The organism is Aurantimicrobium minutum (assembly GCF_002355535.1).
GTDB classification, from domain to species: domain Bacteria; phylum Actinomycetota; class Actinomycetes; order Actinomycetales; family Microbacteriaceae; genus Aurantimicrobium; species Aurantimicrobium minutum.
In genome coordinates, this window is sequence record NZ_AP017457.1 from 223,974 (window position 1) to 242,156 (window position 18,183).

Below are 18,183 nucleotides of genomic sequence, written 5' to 3' on the forward strand. Positions count from 1 at the left end.
CTACTTCGTGGGATCAGCTTCATGCTGACCGTCGTGCTTTTGGTTGAAAACCTCAGGCTTGAGGGCTAGCTTCTCAGCCTCTTCGTGAGAGACGGTGTGTGTCTCTGGGTTGTGCTTGTGAGCTGCCTCAGCCTTTGCACGACGAGCTTTCACAACGGCTTGGATGTAGTGGTAGATGCTGGGAATCAGAACGATGACGACAACACCAATAAGTACAACGTCGATGTAGTTGGTAACGAATACAGCAACAGGTGGGATGAGGGTGGCAACAAGCCAACCTGCAAAGGTCAGACCAGTTCCCCAGATGATGGCGCCAATGAAGTTATAGAGCGTGTATTTTTTGTAGTTCATTTTGCCCACACCGGCGGCAACCGGGGCAAAGGTTCGAACCACAGGTACAAAGCGAGCCATGATGACGGCTAGCCCGCCGTAGCGAGTAAAGAATGCGTTAGTTCGCTCGACGTTTTTCGTGCTGAAGAAGCCACTTTCTTTCTTTTCAAAAATGCTCGGCCCAAACTTATGGCCTATAAAGTAGCCCACTTCACCACCGACGAACGCGGCTAGAGAAATCGCGGCACACACCCAGAAGATGTTCACACCAAAGAAGGATTCATTGACGGCGAGCACTCCTGTCATGAAAAGCAGTGTGTCGCCAGGAAGTAAGAAGCCAACGAGCAGACCTGTCTCGGCGAAGACGATAAAGGCCACGCCCAGCAGTGCATAGGCACCGAATCCGGCAATGAGGTTTTCAGGGTCCAAGAAGGGAATCAGCGCGGTATGCATAGTGGGTTAAGCCTATAGGTAGTGCTTAAGGCCGGCTCTCAGCTAATTCGAAGATTCCTCGAGGCGATCACGACGTTCAATTATCCAAGTACGAATACTGAAAATGATGGAGGCAAGAATAAAGAATCCAGCAATAACGTACGCTGCAGCCTTGACGCCAGGGATACTTGCCGCGTAGTAGCCGACGAGTGTGAGTCCAACACCCCACGCAACAGCGCCCACAAAGTTGCTCGTTAAGAATTTGAAGTAGTTCATGTTGCCAATGCCAGCAACCCAGGGAACAAAAACGCGAGCCCAGGGGATAAAGCGTGCAATGACGACTGACCACCAGCCGTAGGCATAGTAAAACTTTTCAACCCGAGCGATGATGCGTTTCATGCGCGGCCCGCTCTTTTTATCCAGGTAGGGACGACCCAAGTGTCGGCCCAAAATGAAACCCACCTGATCGCCGATAAATGCAGCAATACCGACACCCAGAGCAAGAATCCAAATGTTGAGATTCTCATTCGCAGCTGTGATCAGCCCTGCCGCGAAAAGGAGAGAGTCTCCAGTGATGAAGGGGATGAATGCCCCGACGAACAGGCCAGTACCTGCAAAAACGAGACCCCACACAACCAGGTAAAAGATGACCACACCGACGTGACTGAGCAGGTCGCTCATTTGGCTATCTAAAGCAGCAGCGTGGAGCATGGATACCCTTTCTGGCACAGCGTCAGGGATGTTGCATTTGTACGGGAGAAGGGACTTGAACCCTCACGCCTCTCGGCACCAGAACCTAAATCTGGCGTGTATACCAATTTCACCACTCCCGCGAGTGTTACCTCATTAGTTTATGGGGGATTGAAACAGTGTGCGAACCGAGGTGGAAATGCTTCGAGGCGAGGCAGAAGCGGTGCTCAGCGTAGAATCTTTCTCGTGAGCAAATTCGTCAAAACCCCATTCACCATCGAGGTTCATGACCTCATGCACCGCCCAGGTGAGCACCGTGAGCGAGAGCTTGATGTTGTCGCTCCCGAGAAAATGGGCGAAGGAATCATTTGCGTTCCCGCGGGTGAAAATATCCACCTTGACCTGCGTTTGGAATCCCTTGGGGACGGCATTTTGGTCTCGGCAGAGATTGAAACAACAGCTTTTGGTGAGTGTGGAAGATGCCTCGAGCCCATCGAGGAAGACCTCGAACTCGAATTTCAGGAACTTTTCGCGTATTCTGTAGACGAAGCATTTGATTATGAGGTTCACGACGACCACGTGGATCTTGAACCTCTAGTCAGGGAAGCGGTCGTGCTCGCACTTCCGTTCCAGCCGGTATGTCGCCCAGACTGTGCTGGTCTCGATCCTGAGACTGGTGAACGTCTGGCTGAACCGTTGGATACCACGCTGACCAAGACGATTGACCCGAGATGGGCAGCGCTTAGCCAGTTGACTGCTTCCGAAGACAACGGTGACACAAGCACCGGTTCACAGAATTAAGCAAGAAGAGAAGAGATAGCCATGGCTGTTCCCAAGCGGAAAATGTCGCGAGCAAGCACTCGCATGCGCCGTTCACAGTGGAAGGCTGAAGCCGCCACCCTCGTCAAGAGCGTTGACGCTTCGGGCAAGGTAACCTACAGCCTGCCTCACCGCGCAAAGGTTGTTGAAGACTCTGCTGGCACCCCACTCTTCATGGAGTACAAGGGCCGCAAGGTAGCTGACGTTTAGTCACACTCTTTAGGCGAGTGAGCATGAGCTCTCCTGCTTCTGGTCATCTGACCGATATCTCGGGTCTCTCGAGTTCACTTGGCATACCCCTGGATGGGGAGCTCTATGAGCTTGCTTTGACGCATCGTTCTTATGCGTACGAGCACGGGGGCATCGCCCACAACGAACGATTAGAGTTCCTTGGCGATGCCGTATTGGGCCAAGCAGTAACCGTGATGCTGTATCGCAACCACCCTGATTTAGTTGAGGGAGAGTTGGCAAAGCGACGAGCATCACTGGTCTCAACGATCGCGCTCGCAGAAGTTGCCCGCAGTATTGATCTCGGTAGCTACATTCGACTGGGCAATGGTGAAGAACTCACCGGCGGTCGCAACAAGGATTCCATCCTGGCAGACACCGTTGAAGCACTATTTGGTGCCGCCTATCTGACCGAAGGCCCCGAAGTTGCCAACGATCTTGTGCTGAGATTGATCGAACCTTTTCTGAAGAATCCTGAACGTTTTGGTGCGGCAATGGATCCCAAAACAAGTTTGCAAGAAATTGCTGCCAAGCTCGGTTCCGATGTTCCCGTCTATTCCGTGCAGGCGGACGGACCAGATCATGCTCGTATCTTTACGGCAACCGTAATGGTCGGAACACTTGTTGAGGCAACCGGGACGGGATCGAGCAAGAAACACGCAGAGATGGCGGCAGCGTTGAGTGCATGGGCCACTCTGAGCGGGAACGTTTCCTAGCTTCATGCCTGAACTTCCCGAAGTTGAGGTTGTGCGTGCTGGTTTAGAACCAGCTCTTGTGGGCGCACGCATTGATTCCGTTCACGTTTTCGACCCACGTTCTTTGAAGCGTCATGATGCCCGGCGTGGAGATTTCGTTGGCATGCTGCAGGGGTCAACTGTTCTCTCTGCAGAGCGTCGGGGAAAGTTCATGTGGTTCCCCTTAGATTCTGGCGATGCGCTCGTTACTCACCTGGGAATGAGTGGACAAGTTTTACTCAGGGACTCTGGTGCGGAACCTGATCGGCATTTGCGCATTCAATACGGAATCACACATCCTGAGCACGGAAAGCGGCTGGTCAACTTTGTTGACCAGCGCATCTTTGGGTCAATGGCCGTGGATGAACTCGTGGAACAATCTTCCGGGCTTGTCCCGGCTCAGGCAGCACACATTGCCTTGGACCCTCTCGATTCTTTCTTTGATGACGAGATGTTCATCACTCGGCTGCGAAAAAAGAGCACGGGTGTCAAGCGTGCTCTTCTAGATCAGACGCTGATCAGCGGTGTGGGAAATATCTATGCTGATGAGTCGTTGTGGGCTGCGAAGATTCATGGTGAACGAAGCGCTGACTCATTGAGCAAAGCTAAAGCGCAAGAACTGTTGCTTGAATTGCGACAAGTTCTGAATAAAGCCTTGGCTGAGGGTGGCACAAGTTTTGACGCCCAATATGTCAATGTCAACGGTCAATCTGGCTACTTTGCTCACAGCTTGAACGCCTATGGACAGCAGGGGAAACCGTGCCCTCGATGTGGTACTTCAATTAGAAAAGTTTCCTTCATGAACCGGGGGTCACACTTCTGTCCCCGCTGCCAGAAAAAGTAGGCTCATGATATGAGTCCTGCGATGCCTGAGACACCATTTATTTCTATTGAGCTGGGCACACTGCAGGCAAATATCTCACGAGCAGCAGAATCAGCACGTTCTTCAGGTTATGCGCTGCGCCCCCATGTGAAAACACACAAAATTATTGAGATTGCCCGAATGCAGGAAGCCGCGGGTGTTCTGGGTATTACTGTTGCCACATTGGGTGAAGCTGAGGTGTTTGTCGCGGCGGGATTTACCGATGTCTTTATCGCCTATCCACTGTGGCTGACAGAAGCTAAAGCTCAGCGACTAGATGCATTGTTAGATCAGGCCACAATTCGACTCGGCGTTGACTCAGCAGAGGCTGGCACCCAATTAGTCAAGATGCTCGGTGGGCGCGCACCGTTGCTGGAACTACTTATTGAACTAGACAGCGGTCACCACCGAAGTGGTATTGAGCCAGAGAAGGTGGGTGAGCTTGGTGCGTACCTCGCAAGCCTTGGCCTTGAGGTTTCAGGTGTCTTTACTTTCCCCGGGCACAGCTACGCTCCTGGAGCGCTGAGCACCGCGGCAGAGGATGAAGCCAATGCGCTGGCCACCGCCCGTGACCAGCTCATAGCTGTTGGCCAAACGGCTGCAATTATCTGCAGCGGGGGATCGACCCCGTCTCTTGCGTCGGCCAATGTTCAGGTCATCACAGAGCAGCGGCCAGGTGTCTATGTTTTCAACGATGCTCAACAGCTTGAGCTGGGCAGTTGCGACTGGGCTGATGTTGCCCTGACCGTGCAGGCAACCGTGGTGAGTATTCGAGGAAATAGAGTCATCGTGGATGCGGGTAGTAAAGCATTGGGCGCGGATCGTGCCGGGTACGCATCTGGCTATGGACGTATTCTGGAGTTTCACGATGCTCGCATCGTTGCTCTATCTGAACATCACGCAACGATTGAATTCCCGGAGGGCGAGCTCCCCAACCGAGGGGATGTTCTGTCGGTCATTCCTAACCACGTCTGTAATACCGTGAACCTCGCAGATCAGGTCTACGTTTTCGATCGCGGGGAACTGGTGGACACCTGGATGGTCGCTGCGCGGGGAAGAAATTCATAATTAATCTCCAATATCTTGATATCGAGATAAATGAGGAGTAGAGTTCCGGTCATTGGAACCTTCTTTTTCATAGCCTGAAAGGGCAGATATTTCATGAGTCCAGCACGTACTACTGCCGGTGCACCAATCTCCTCTATTGGTCGCGGTATCGCTGTTCTGGGGTGTTTCAACGAGCGTCGTCGCGCGCTGACACTTTCAGAACTGTCCGAAAAATCTCTCCTTCCTATGTCCTCCACCCACCGTGTGGTTGCGGAACTCGTCGCAGGAGGCTTCCTCGTTCGAGGTTCAGACCGCCGCTACCGCATTGGCACACGCGTATGGTCCATTGGGCAGCTTGCACCTGTGAGCGATCAGCTGCGTCATCGCGCACTTCCCACGCTGGCTCGTCTCTACGAGGAAACGGGAGAAAACATTACGTTGGCTGTGCTTGACCGTGGTCAAGCACTTTATGTTGACCGCATCGGTGGTGAGCGCTCAGTACACACCGCCTCACGAGCTGGTGGTCACCTTCCTCTTCACACCACCGGCGTAGGCAAAGTTCTGTTGGCGTGGCAAAGCAATGAAGCTATTGAGAAATACCTCAGCAGGCCACTCACGCGCACCACTCCTTATTCGATTGTGGATCCGGTCAAACTCAAGGCCGAACTGGTTGAAACCAAAACCCGTGGCTATGCCATTGCGCGTCAAGAAAGCACCGCAGGCAATGGCTCGGTAGCTGTTCCCATCCTGCGCGGAGGCCGTTGCGTCGCAGCCTTGGGTATCGTTGCGCACCTGACCCATATGGATATTCCACGTTTAGTTGAGGTGCTGCAACAGGCTTCTGATTCGATTCGTAAAGAACTCGAAGACGACCACTAAACCTGTGGTTTTTTCTGGCTTTTATATCCAGTAAATTTGTTAGCTAGTGCGTGTGCACTGCTGATATTGGGAGCCAAACGACGTGTATCTAAAAAGCCTGACGCTCAAAGGCTTTAAGTCGTTTGCCCAACCCACCACTTTTGCCTTTGAACCCGGTGTCACCTGTGTCGTTGGTCCCAACGGTTCAGGAAAGTCCAACGTCGTCGACGCACTGGCCTGGGTTATGGGTGAGCAGGGAGCAAAGACCCTGCGTGGCGGCAAGATGGAAGACGTCATTTTCGCGGGAACCTCCACACGCGGCCCACTCGGCCGCGCAGAGGTTCTGCTCACCATCGACAACTCTGATGGTGCTCTGCCCATCGAATACACCGAAGTCACCATTAGCCGAACCCTGTTCCGTAACGGTTCGAGTGAATATGCCATCAATGGCGAAAACTGCCGACTGCTCGATGTTCAAGAACTGCTCTCTGACTCTGGTCTGGGCCGCGAGATGCACGTCATCGTCGGCCAGGGGCGCCTCGACAACGTGCTCCAAGCTAGTCCTGAAGATCGCCGTGGCTTCATTGAGGAAGCTGCCGGAATTCTCAAGCACCGTCGCCGCAAAGAAAAGACGGTGCGCAAGCTTGAAGCGATGCAGGCCAACCTCACACGTTTGACCGACCTTGCTACCGAGGTTCGTCGCCAACTCAAGCCATTAGGACACCAGGCAGAAATTGCCCGCGAAGCACAGAGCATTCAGGCAGAAGTTCGTGATGCACGAGCACGTATTCTTGCCGACGATGTTGTTCAGTTGCGCACCACATTAGATGCACACAACAAGACCGAGTCAGAACGTCACAGCGAACGCATCGTGCTGCAAGAACAGCTTGAGCGCACCATGTTGCGAGTGCGACGTCTCGAAGCAGACCAGAGTGCTGATGATGTTGAGTCCGCCCGCAAAACAGTCTTTGCTTTGGAATCCATTCAAGAACGTCTACGTGGTCTCTATAACCTGGCTAACCAGCGCTTAGCTTTGCTAGGTGCGGACACCGACCAGCAACCATTGGGTTCTGGCGTCAACCAGGCCATGATTGAGGGCGCAGAATCTGAAGTTGACGTCATGCGAGGCATCGTCATTGCTGCCGAAGCAGCTTGGCAAGCATCCCAGCAGGCGACTGTGGTCGCGCGCGAGAAGCTCGACTCCATTGATGAGCAAATTTCGGCACAGTCGGCGTTGGTCTCTCAGCACGATCTGGAACTAACCAGCCTGCGGGGAAAGAAAGAGGCTGCAGATTCTGCACTAGCTGCCGTTCGTGGTGAAGTGTTGCGTCAGCAAAATGCTCTCGATGCTGCCACGGAACGTCGCGCTACTGCCGAGCAAAACCTTGCACAGGTTGAAGCAGATTCTGCAGACACCACTGCTGGAGAAACCGGGCTCAATGAAGCCTATGAAGCAGCCCAAGCTGCAGTTGTTGATGCAGAGAGCACCATTGACCGTTTGCGTGATGAGCTCCACACTCTGGAGCGTGAACGCGATGCGTTACAAGCTCGCACTGGTGCCCTCTCCATGGCGTTGGATCAAAAAGATGGTTCATCTGCTCTGGTGAAAGCCAAGCTGTCAGGTATTCAAGGATTAGTTGCTGAACACATCCAGGTGAAATCAGGTTACGAAGCGGCTATTGCTGCCGGACTGGGTTCTCTTTCGGATGCCGTTCTTGCAGATGACATGGATGCTGCAATCTCAGCACTGGCCAATGTTGATCGGGATGATCTCGGCCGAGTTGAAATTGTCGTTGCCGCAAAGCCAGGCACAACCCCCGTCGCACTTCCACAGATTTCTGGTGTTGTTCCAGCCAGCGAGGTTGTTTCGGGTCCTGCTGGTGTGCTCGCACTTCTGGCATCAACTGTCATCGCCGATGATCTTGAAACAGCGCAACAAGCCTGGAAGCAGGGTTTGGACGCAGCCGATTCCAACATCACCATCATTACAAAAGCCGGTGAAGTTCTCACTCGCTTTGTATTGCGCGGTGGATCAGGCTCGAAGCAAAGCCGTATCGAACTTGTTTCTGAGCGTGATTCAGCGCAAAAGCGCCTCGACGAGGTCATTGGCTTGATTGATCAAGCTCGCCTTGAGCTCGCTGATCAGCGTGGAGTTGCCCAGGTGGCCAAGGAACGCTCCACAGCTGCACTGGCTGCACTGCGCGAATACGATTCACAACTTGCCGCCCGTTCCGAAGCACTCAACCGTGCTCGCGTGCAGGTGGAAGCGGCAACAGCCGAATCCGAACGTCTGAGCGCTTCACTTGCGCTTGCTGCCGCCTCCGTTGAGGAAGCAGAACACAATGCACACCGTGCCAGTACCGAGTTGGATGCTGTGGAGTCCAGACCCAGACCCATCTTGGATGTTTCTGCTCGTGATGAACTCTTCGCAGAACTTGAACAGGTTCGCGAACAAGAAGTTCAAGCCCGCTTGGAACTCGAAACTGCTCGTGAGCGCGTTCGTGCAGAAGAACTGCGTGTGGAAGGGTTGCGTCAGCAGCTCGAAGCAGACCGTGCCGCAGCTGAAGAAGCAGCGCGCCGTGCCGTCATTCGCAAGCGCCAAATTGATGCTGCAGCAGGGGTTGCCGAGTCTCTTCCCGCCGTACTGGATTCTGTGGACCGCTCCGTTTCTGAAGCCCGTGTTGTTCTCGCTCAGCGTGAAGCTGACCGTGCTGCCCAAAACCAGGAACTCATTTCCTTGCGTCAGGAAGAATCTCAATTGCGTGAGCGCCTGCACTCGATAACCGAAAACGTGCATGGTCTTGAACTGCAGATCTATGAAAAGAAAATGCAGCTTTCTGCGCTCCTCGAGCGTGCAGGAAACGAACTTGGCCTAGTCGAAGATGTTCTCATCGCTGAATACGGCCCCGACGTTCCCATCGTGGTTGCTCTTGAGGCTGATGCCCCTGCTGATGCTGAACCAGAAACAAAGCCCTATAACCGTGCTGAACAACAAACTCGCTTGGAGAAGGCAGAGCGTAAGCTTGGCCAGCTTGGCCGAGTGAACCCACTCGCATTAGAAGAGTTTGCCGCCCTCGAACAGCGCCACACCTTCCTTACAGAGCAGCTCACAGACCTCACCAATACGCGTAAAGACTTGATGACCATCATCGAAGAAGTCGACAACACGATGCAGACGGTCTTCCAAACAGCGTTTGAGGACACCCAGGCTGCCTTTGCTGAAGTATTCCCCATCCTCTTCCCCGGAGGTTCTGGAAGCATCAACCTCACCAACCCAGATGACCTGTTGACCACCGGTATCGAGGTCATGGTCAAACCCGCGGGTAAGAAGATTGACCGGTTGAGCCTGCTCTCCGGTGGTGAACGATCTCTGGCAGCTGTGGCTTTGCTGGTTGCAATTTTCAAGGCTCGCCCTTCGCCGTTCTACATCATGGATGAGGTCGAGGCAGCTTTGGACGATGCCAACTTAGGTCGCCTATTGGCCATCTTTGAAGATTTGCGCAACTCCAGCCAGCTCATCGTGATTACACACCAAAAGCGCACCATGGAAATTGCGGATGCGCTCTATGGTGTGTCCATGCGCCAAGATGGGGTCTCTGCTGTGGTGGGTCAGCGTGTGTCAGCTCCGGAGAACGCACAAGCGTCCTAACGCGAGTGAGGGATATTACAGAAGATGAATAACCCTGACGAGAACACCCACCTCACCCCTGATGATGAAACTGTCATCGGAGTCAATCCCGATGATGACACCATTATTCGGGTTCCTATTGACGAAACTATTGTGGGCTCGGTTGAGATTATCGAGAGCACGGTCATCGACGCGGCAACCGTGGATGATGCCACCATCGTTGGTGCCGTCATTCCGGTTGAAGATGACACCATCATCACTGTTGATGAAACCGAGATTCCCGATTCCACCACTGGGCAATACAACACCCTCATTGGTTCCATGCTCGATACGTCCCTGGGTGTGAAGCAATTGTTGGGAGATCTCGAGAACATCGAAGAAGAACCTGAAGCCAAGCCTGAACCACAGGAAGAAGTTGTTTCGCAGTTCACCCTGCGCCATATCAATGGAACAAAGTGGTCGCTGACGAAGCCTGTGATTTTTGGAAGGCTTCCCGCGGTGCCTGTGCGATCAGAGCAGAGCGTGACCTTGGCTGTTCTTTATTCACCGGACGGAATTGTTTCCTCCACCCATGCCCGCCTGGAAATGCAAGGTGAGGTTGTGGTCGTGACGGATTTACGCTCCACAAATGGAACCCGCATCATCATTCCGTCTAAGCCAACTGTCTTGCTTGCGCCAGGGGATTCCATGGCCTTGAGTGTTGGCGCAATCGTGGACCTCGGAGACGGTAATAGAATTGAAGTTCTTGGCTAACCGTTTAATGAACCGGTAACGCCCCAATCTTGGAGAACTTCCTGTGACTGCCCTTGGCCAGAACTCAACTGGGACGACTGTTGTCGACCTGAGTACCGGGGCATCTGTCACGCTTGCCTGGGCTGCAGGAACAGATGTGGGAAACCACCGAGCCAACAATGAAGACTCCTATGCGATTGCCTGCCCCGTCTTTGCTGTCGCTGACGGCATGGGCGGCCACAGCGCAGGCGATGTGGCCAGTGATGCTGTTGTGCAGCGTATTGCCGGGCTAGAAAAGCCCGGCTTTGCCGATCTGGACGCTCTCGAAATGGCTTTAGCGCTCTCCGTGTCAGATCTTCGCTCACGCTTGACTGAAGAACAGCAGGGCGCTGGAACAACTGTCACAGGTGCTGCGTTGGTGCAGGAAGCCGATCAACTGCAGTGGGCAATCTTCAACATTGGTGACTCTCGTGTGTATGTGAAGATGGGCGAGACCTTTGAACAGGTCACTGTCGATCACTCGGTGGTGCAGCAGCTCGTTGATGCTGGCACCATCACCAAAGAAGAAGCCGACTACCACCCTCATGCCAATGTGATCACACGCGCTGTGGGCATTATTGACGAACCAATTCCCGATTACGTCGCACTGCCCGTTGTTCCAGGCATGCGTTTATTGCTGTGTTCTGATGGCCTCACTAAAGAGTTGACCGATGTGGGTATCGAGCATTTTCTCTCAGCTGCACCGACTGTTGAAGACGCGGTAACCGAGCTTATGAACGCCGCACTGACTAATAGCGGTCGCGATAACGTCACCCTCATCGTTATTGACGTTATGGCTGTCACGGTGGGGCACACCGAATCCACAGTTTCACCTGCTTAAACTTCAAGTGCGCTGAATTTACGGCGTTATTTGCGTTGAGCACACCAACACTGACCGTGTTGGGGGAAGGTGGACCAGATGGCTAGACGTCTACCCTCAACCCCACCCGTGCTTTCTGGCTTCACATTTGTTCGAGTATTGGGCTCAGGTGGATTCGCTGACGTCTTTTTGTATGAACAGCAATTGCCCAGGCGCAATGTGGCCATCAAGGTTTTGCTCCCCGAAGTAGTCAACCCTCGTGTTCGTGACATGTTCCAATCGGAGGCTCAGCTCATGTCACAACTGAGTACTCACCCAGCCATTTTGAGTGTCTTTGAAGCAGGCGTGAGCTCAGATGGCAGGCCTTATCTGGTCACCGAGGTGTGTAATTCTGGATATGGCGAACGCTTTCGTGCCGAAACTCTCCCGGTAGCAGAAGCACTACGTACCGGAATCAAGATCGCCGCAGCGTTAGAAACCGCACACCGAGCAAACGTCCTGCATCGAGATATCAAACCAGGAAACATACTCATCACCGCATATGGTCACCCTGTCTTGAGCGACTTTGGTATCGCTTCCTCGGTCTACCAAGGAGATAACACAACGGCTGTAGGCCTTTCTGTTCCCTGGTCTGCACCAGAGGTCATCAGAGAAACCACCACCGGCACCACAGCTTCAGAAATCTGGGCTCTGGGTGCAACTGTCTACTCGTTGTTGGCCGGACGCAGTCCCTTCGAAGTGCCCGGGAAAGACAATTCACCAGGACACTTAGCCGGCCGCATTCTCAAATCCAAACCACAACCCATCGGACGCGACGATGTTCCACCCCAACTCGAGGCTCTCCTGCTCAAAGCATTGAGTAAAAACCCCATCGACAGACAACACTCTGCGGTGGAATTTGCGCGCGAACTCCAACAGGTTGAAACCAGTATGGGATTAGCTCAAACACCCCTGGATGTCGTCGGAGACGAATGGGGATCAAACGCCATCGTCATCAACGACAATGACCGCACCATGCTTGCCCCGCTTGATGCCCACGCCAGCCCAAGCTGGCGTCGTGCTGGATATAGCGGAACACCCGCGCAACGCGATGAACTGGCCCTTGTTGCCAGTAAGCGTCGACGCCGACTGCTGTGGAGCGTGCTCGGTTCGGCAGCTGCGCTGATAGCTGTCATCACCACTGTCGTGATCGTGGTGGCGCAATAACCATGCTTCGTCGCTGGTTCGCCACACTGCGGGGAATAAGTCCCCGCAGGCGAACTGTGCTCAAATGGACCGCTTCTCTTGCGGCGCTAGCCATGTTGGTTGTCGGTTCAATCCTGGCAACTGGATACCAAGCACAGCGCGTCAATCTCGATGACGGTGCTGTGTGGGTGACCAACGGGGATAAACAAGCAATCGGTAGAGCCAACACAAAAGTGTTCGAACTCAACACCGTGCTCACGACCGACTCCGCACAAATGGATCTGGTTCAAAACAGTTCACACGTGTTCCTCATCAACGATGCAACCAGGTCACTGGATATTGTCGATCAGGCCACCGGTGACGTCGCTGAAAGCATTCCACTTCCGCAAGATGTCACCTATGCCGCGCTCGCCGGAGACAACGTCATCTTGCATGCACCAGCAACCGGAGATGTGTGGGTGTTGCCTGCGGCAACCCTGTCGAATTTCGATGCGAAAACTCAGCCAGCAAACTTCACCGTCGGAGCGGATTCTGTTGTGGCAGTTTCCAGCACCGGCTACCTTGTTGGGGTCAGTGCCTCGTTGGGTACGTTGTCCACAATCAACACCACCAGCTCAGTTACCCCAGAAATCCAGCAACTCGATGCTGAGCTCACCGCGGGGAAACTCCAGATCACCCTGATTGGGGAACGCTGGGCGGTGTTGGATCAACAAACCGCAACCCTTTACACCCAAGGCCGCATTATTGACCTGAGCTCTGCCTCTTTCGATGTGGGGCAGGCAGTTTTGCAACAGCCCAGCACACGCGGTGTAGAAGCATCAGGAAACAGCATCACCTCAGTTTCTGGTTCCTCCTCGATACTGGTTTCTCACACAGCAGGCCTCGCCGTTATCAATTTAGATAGCGCAGAAATCTTCAGCTCTGTTGCTACAGCTCAGGGCCGTCCCGCATCGGCGGTCATCCACGGTGAGTGTGCCTTTGCTGCCTGGTCAGGTGGAACGGTGTGGTCCAAATGCGGTGCTGCAGAAGAATCCACTGACAATGCGGAATCTATGGCCGGCAGTGCAGAGTTGGTCTTTCGTGTCAGCGACCAGGTCATTGCCCTCAATGATGCGCTGAACGGACTGGTCTGGGCTGTCCAAGGCGGGGTCAGGCTGATCGATAACTGGGATACTTTGCTCGAACAGCAAGCACTAGAGCAACAGGTTGTTCAAACAAATAATGCTGATGCCCCAGAGTTCGCTAAGGATCCGCAACCACCGGTTGCAGTTGATGATGATTTAGGTGCGCGCCCGGGCCGAGTGACCTCGCTTCCGGTTTTGCTCAATGACTATGACCCCAACGGGGATGCTCTGGTTATTGATACTGTTACCTCCATTCCAGCAGCGCTGGGGGAGATCTTTATCAATGCGGACCGCAGCCAAGTCATGGTGCGCCTGGCGCCAGATGCTTCTGGAACCACACAGTTTGACTACAGCATCTCTGATGGTCGCGGTGGACAGGCCTCTGCCACCGTCACACTCAACATCCGTCCAGAGAGCGAGAACTCACCGCCTGTTCAAGCACGTCCAACCCGAACCAACGTGGCAACAGGTGGCCAGGTTATCGTCAACGTGTTGGAGGACTGGATTGATCCCGACGGGGATGCCATCTTTGTGGCCTCGGCAACCGTGGACGCCCCCGATTCCCTCTCTTACACCCCAGCAGGCCGCGTAGCCTTCACCGACTCTGGCCGCGGTGGCGGTGGACTCAAGCAGGTAGCCCTCGAGGTCTCTGATGGCCGAGCCACTGGCTTTGGTGCTGTGCAAATCAATGTTCGAGCACCAGGACAAGTCCCCATCGTCGCTGATGCCTTCGCTGTTATTGCCATCGCTGGACAACCCATCACCATCAACCCGTCACCTCATGTGCGCGGTGGATCTGGAGTGTTGAGTCTGACGGGTGTTCCTGCAGTTCCAGGATTGGATATTGTTCCCGACTTTGCTGACTTCTCCTTCTCGGTCACTGCGTCACGGACTGGTTCCAGTTATGTCACCTATGCCGTCACCGATGGAGACGTCACCGGTTCTGGATTAGTGCGTATTGACGTGATTGACCCGCCGGAAGTTTCTGCTCAACCGATAACTGCTGCGCATGCTGTGTATGTTCCGTTGCAACAGACCCGCACAGTCGATGTCACTGCAACCGACCGTGATCCATCAGGTGGTGTTCTTGTTGTCACGGGTGTGACCAATATTCCTTTTGATTCAGGCATTCAGGTTGAAGTTGTGGATCATCGCATTCTTCGCGTCACCTTGACCAAACCCCTCGATGCGGCAGTGGCATTCGGATACCGCATCAGCAACGGAGTTTCACAAAGCGAGGGCACCGTCACGGTGGTGCAAACACCTGCCCCCACCATCGCGCAAGCGCCGGTTGCAGTCCCCGATGTTGTTGCCGTGCGCGTTGGAGATGTCATCAGTATCCCTGTTCTCGCGAACGATATTCACCCGGACGGCGGCCAGCTCACCCTGGCGGCCAAGCTAGACCAGGATGTTCCTTCTGGTGCTGGTCTGCTCTTTACCTCGGGCAATCAGTTGAGATTCTTAGCAGGCAGCAACCCTGGAACCTACTCGGCGGTGTATCGAGTCAATGCAGATAATGGTCAATGGGCCAGCGGCACGGTAACAATCTCAGTGCGCGCGATAGACCAAGACACTAACCAGGCGCCCACCCCACGCACCGTGACAGCCCGTGCCATGTCGGGGCAAACAGTGAGAATTCCTATACCGCTGGTGGGCATTGACCCCGATGGTGACTCTGTTCAATTTGTCGGCTTAGATACCAACCCCGAAAAGGGCTCAATTGCTGCTGTGGGCAGTGATTGGATTGAGTACGAGGCATCCGCCTATGCCACCGGAACCGACACGTTCAGTTACTCCGTTGTCGATGCATTGGGTGCTCAAGCCAGTGCATCAATCCGTGTGGGTATTGCAGAACCTTTGGCTGGTGGGCGCAATCCTGTCGCGATAGCCGATACGGTCACGGCACGCCCTGGATACACCGTCTATGTTCGTGCACTACAAAACGACAGTGATCCTGACGGACGTCCGCTCACTCTTGTTTCTGTGACCCCACAGGATGACTCTGTTTCCGCAGAGATCGTGGGAGATCTCGTCAAGATCACTGCACCGATGACACCGGGACGCTATGGCCTGGTCTATGAGATCGAAAATGATCTTGCAGGTACTGCTTCCAACTTCATCACTGTTGATGTTCAAACGCAGGCTCCGCTCTCACGCCCTGTGATCTCGGATGCTGTGGTGAGTCTGTCAGATATTTTGGATCAAACTTCAGTAGATGTGAACGTGCTCAAGGGAGCATTCTTCGCAGATGGCCCCGTTTCTTCACTGCGGCCCACAATCGTGAGCGGTTACGGATCCACTGCTCGAGTTATCTCCAGCAACACGGTTCGTGTTCAGGTTCAAGAAACCTCTCAAATCATTCCCTTCACGGTTGCACATCCTGAAGACCCCACCGTGAGCTCCACCGCCTTCATTTGGGTTCCAGGAACCGATGATGCTCTGCCACAGCGCAAGAAAGGTGTCAAACCACTGACTGTCGTCAGTGAACAAACACTGCGCATTGACATCAATGACTACGTCATCGCAGCCTTAGGAAAGACCGTCAAGCTGACCGATAGCAACACCGTGCGTGCCACACATGCTGACGGTTCACGCTTGGTGGTCAACGACACCACCCTGACGTACACCAGTAAAGACCGCTATTTTGGTCCGGCCTCAATTTCCTTCGAAGTCACCGACGGCGACTCGGCAACTTCCCCGGGAGCACACACCGCCACCATCGTGTTGCCGATTACAGTGACACCTCGAGAAAATATGCCACCGGTTATGCTCGGTGCCAACATTGATTTAGAACCTGGTCAAGAGAAAACCCTTGATCTCGTCCGTGTCACGAGATACCCCTACGTCGATGATCAGGATGAACTCGAATACACCGTCAGCGGAGATGGCTCCGGCGTCACTGCCACGCTTAGTGGTCAAACCCTCACTCTCAAAGCAAGCGATGATGCCGTCAAGGGAAAAACTGTTTCCCTCACTGTCACCGTCAAAGACAAGGTGGCTGAGGGTTCACCTGGACAAATTATCGTCAGAATTGTGCCCTCAACCAGACCCCTTGCCATTCCTGTCACGGACAGCATTGTTGCCAAGCGTGGAGAAACCCAAACTGTTGATGTCTTGGCTAACGATCAAGCAACCAACCCCTTCCCAGGGCAGCCGCTCAAAGTTCTTGCCGTGCGAGGCCTTAACAACGGCAACATTCCACCGGGTGTAACGGTGACACCCTCAGCGGATAAATCCACGCTGACGGTCACCGTCTCTGCCAACGCTGACCCCAGCGACACCACGCTGGAATATGAGGTTGCTGATGCCACCAACGATCCAGACCGCTATGTTTGGGGTGTCATCAACATTTCAGTTCAAGACGTTCCCTCCGCGCCTCAAGCACCAACGCGCGCTGCTGGATTTGTTTCAGGAAATCTCACCCTGTCCTGGCAAGCACCGGCAGCCAATAATTCTCCAATAACGAAGTACACCGTCGAAAGCGATGCGGGTTATCGCAAAGAATGCACCTCAACCGTCTGTTCGCTCGATGGTTTGCCCACCGGACAGCGCTTCCGCTTTACGGTGAGTGCAACGAACGCCATCGGCACCTCACTGGTAAGCAGCTGGAGTGAGCCACTGAGTGCCGATGTTATTCCGGCAGGACCTGCACAAGTCAACATCACAACCGCAGGATTTGACCCCGCGCACCCCGAAGGTGGTGGCATCAACGTTTCTTGGAGTGCTGTGGGAACACCCGCAGGAGGCAGCCCCGTCAGCGTCTATGTTGTGACCATCATTGAAGACGGAACAACAGTTCGAGCCACCTATGAACAGCCTGCAAGCGTCACAAGCCTGCCCACGCTGTGGCTATCTCCAGGACACTCCTATGTTGCTCGCGTAACCGCGAAAAACAATGCCGATACCGACACTTGGAACTCCACAACCTCTGGTTCAGTTGTTGCTATCGGTGCACCACAACCTGCAGGTGGATTAGTTGCCACACAAACAGGCGCCCAGGGACAAACAACTCTGAGTTGGAACCCCGTAGGCCCTAACGGAGCGAGTTCGCTCACCTACTACGTCAAGGGAGGCCCCACGAGTTTCAGCGACGGAGCCTGCCCAGCCAACCCAGCAAGTGGCACACAGAATGTGGGAAGTGCAACCAGTTGGGATGACTCCTCCACGAAACCTCTGGGCACCTACTATTACGTTGTTTACGCCACCAACGGCTTCAGTTGTGTTGCACAAACCACTAGCGTCACCATCACTCAGCGCATTCCGGGAGCGGCAAGCTACCTCAGCGCAGAATGTATTGTTGACGGCTCGGGAACCCCCGGCACCGTCTGTAGCTCGAGCAACAACGGCCAACCCTTCACGCTTCGCATCACGTCACCAACAGTGGCATCCATGCAGGGAGCCATCACACTCTGGCAAATCAAAGTCGGAACGACCTGGGTTGATCTCACCTCAGCAAGTGCAACCGAATACCAATTGCCCAGTACTGCGTATTTCCAAGCGGGAGGAACAGGTGGTTCAGGCCAGACTGTTCTTATTCGCGGATGTACAGCAGCAGGGGAGTGTGGTGCTGAAGGCTCCACCTCCAGCGGCACCCCAGCCCCCATCTACATTCCAACCCAGAACTAAACACAGCACCACCCACTGAAAGGCACACC

At 54.1% G+C, this 18,183-nt stretch carries 13 protein-coding genes and 1 tRNA gene; 11 read left to right on the plus strand and 3 right to left on the minus strand.

Features of this window, described 5'->3' with window-relative positions:
* The 3 genes from AUMI_RS01160 to AUMI_RS01170 all read right to left on the minus strand — a co-directional run bounded on the left by AUMI_RS01160 (position 1) and on the right by AUMI_RS01170 (position 1,595).
* Positions 1-783 (minus strand): DedA family protein, encoded by a 783-nt coding sequence (locus tag AUMI_RS01160; protein ID WP_096380398.1) that lies wholly within the window; start codon positions 781-783, stop codon positions 1-3.
* 42 nt (positions 784-825) lie between these two features.
* The gene (locus AUMI_RS01165; protein ID WP_096380400.1) at positions 826-1,473 is read right to left on the minus strand and encodes a DedA family protein; all 648 of its coding nucleotides are present in this window, start codon (positions 1,471-1,473) and stop codon (positions 826-828) included.
* A 40-nt stretch (positions 1,474-1,513) separates the two neighbouring features.
* Positions 1,514-1,595: transfer RNA gene (locus tag AUMI_RS01170), tRNA-Leu, on the minus strand.
* Between the two features lie 103 nt (positions 1,596-1,698).
* On the opposite strand from AUMI_RS01170, the gene AUMI_RS01175 reads away from it, so the two are divergent.
* The 11 genes from AUMI_RS01175 (at position 1,699) to AUMI_RS01225 (ending at position 18,154) form a co-directional block, all read left to right on the plus strand.
* A complete protein-coding gene (locus tag AUMI_RS01175; protein ID WP_231951777.1) occupies positions 1,699-2,253 on the plus strand; it encodes a YceD family protein in 555 nt (184 codons plus the stop codon).
* A 21-nt stretch (positions 2,254-2,274) separates the two neighbouring features.
* Positions 2,275-2,481, plus strand: a complete 207-nt coding sequence (gene rpmF / locus AUMI_RS01180; protein WP_096380403.1) for a 50S ribosomal protein L32 — start codon at positions 2,275-2,277, stop codon at positions 2,479-2,481.
* Positions 2,482-2,504: 23 nt separating this feature from the next.
* Entirely contained in the window at positions 2,505-3,215 is a 711-nt protein-coding gene (gene rnc / locus AUMI_RS01185) for a ribonuclease III (RefSeq protein ID WP_096380404.1), read from the plus strand.
* A gap of 4 nt (positions 3,216-3,219) precedes the next feature.
* Complete coding sequence (gene mutM, locus AUMI_RS01190) at positions 3,220-4,077, plus strand: bifunctional DNA-formamidopyrimidine glycosylase/DNA-(apurinic or apyrimidinic site) lyase (protein ID WP_096380407.1); 858 nt, start codon at positions 3,220-3,222, stop codon at positions 4,075-4,077.
* Positions 4,078-4,086: 9 nt separating this feature from the next.
* Positions 4,087-5,163 (plus strand): alanine racemase, encoded by a 1,077-nt coding sequence (locus AUMI_RS01195; protein WP_096380409.1) that lies wholly within the window; start codon positions 4,087-4,089, stop codon positions 5,161-5,163.
* Between the two features lie 93 nt (positions 5,164-5,256).
* Positions 5,257-6,021 carry an IclR family transcriptional regulator gene (locus AUMI_RS01200; protein ID WP_096380411.1) on the plus strand — a complete coding sequence of 255 codons (765 nt, stop codon included), beginning with the start codon at positions 5,257-5,259 and terminating at the stop codon, positions 6,019-6,021.
* Between the two features lie 82 nt (positions 6,022-6,103).
* Positions 6,104-9,649, plus strand: a complete 3,546-nt coding sequence (gene smc, locus AUMI_RS01205) for a chromosome segregation protein SMC (protein WP_096380413.1) — start codon at positions 6,104-6,106, stop codon at positions 9,647-9,649.
* 24 nt (positions 9,650-9,673) lie between these two features.
* Positions 9,674-10,381, plus strand: a complete 708-nt coding sequence (locus tag AUMI_RS01210) for an FHA domain-containing protein (protein ID WP_096380416.1) — start codon at positions 9,674-9,676, stop codon at positions 10,379-10,381.
* Positions 10,382-10,424: 43 nt separating this feature from the next.
* On the plus strand, positions 10,425-11,240 hold the full coding sequence (locus tag AUMI_RS01215) for a PP2C family protein-serine/threonine phosphatase (protein WP_096380419.1): 816 nt from the start codon (positions 10,425-10,427) through the stop codon (positions 11,238-11,240).
* Between the two features lie 78 nt (positions 11,241-11,318).
* Positions 11,319-12,425 carry a serine/threonine-protein kinase gene (locus tag AUMI_RS01220; protein ID WP_096380422.1) on the plus strand — a complete coding sequence of 369 codons (1,107 nt, stop codon included), beginning with the start codon at positions 11,319-11,321 and terminating at the stop codon, positions 12,423-12,425.
* 56 nt (positions 12,426-12,481) lie between these two features.
* Positions 12,482-18,154 (plus strand): Ig-like domain-containing protein, encoded by a 5,673-nt coding sequence (locus AUMI_RS01225; RefSeq protein WP_096380424.1) that lies wholly within the window; start codon positions 12,482-12,484, stop codon positions 18,152-18,154.
* Positions 18,155-18,183: the final 29 nt, after the last annotated feature.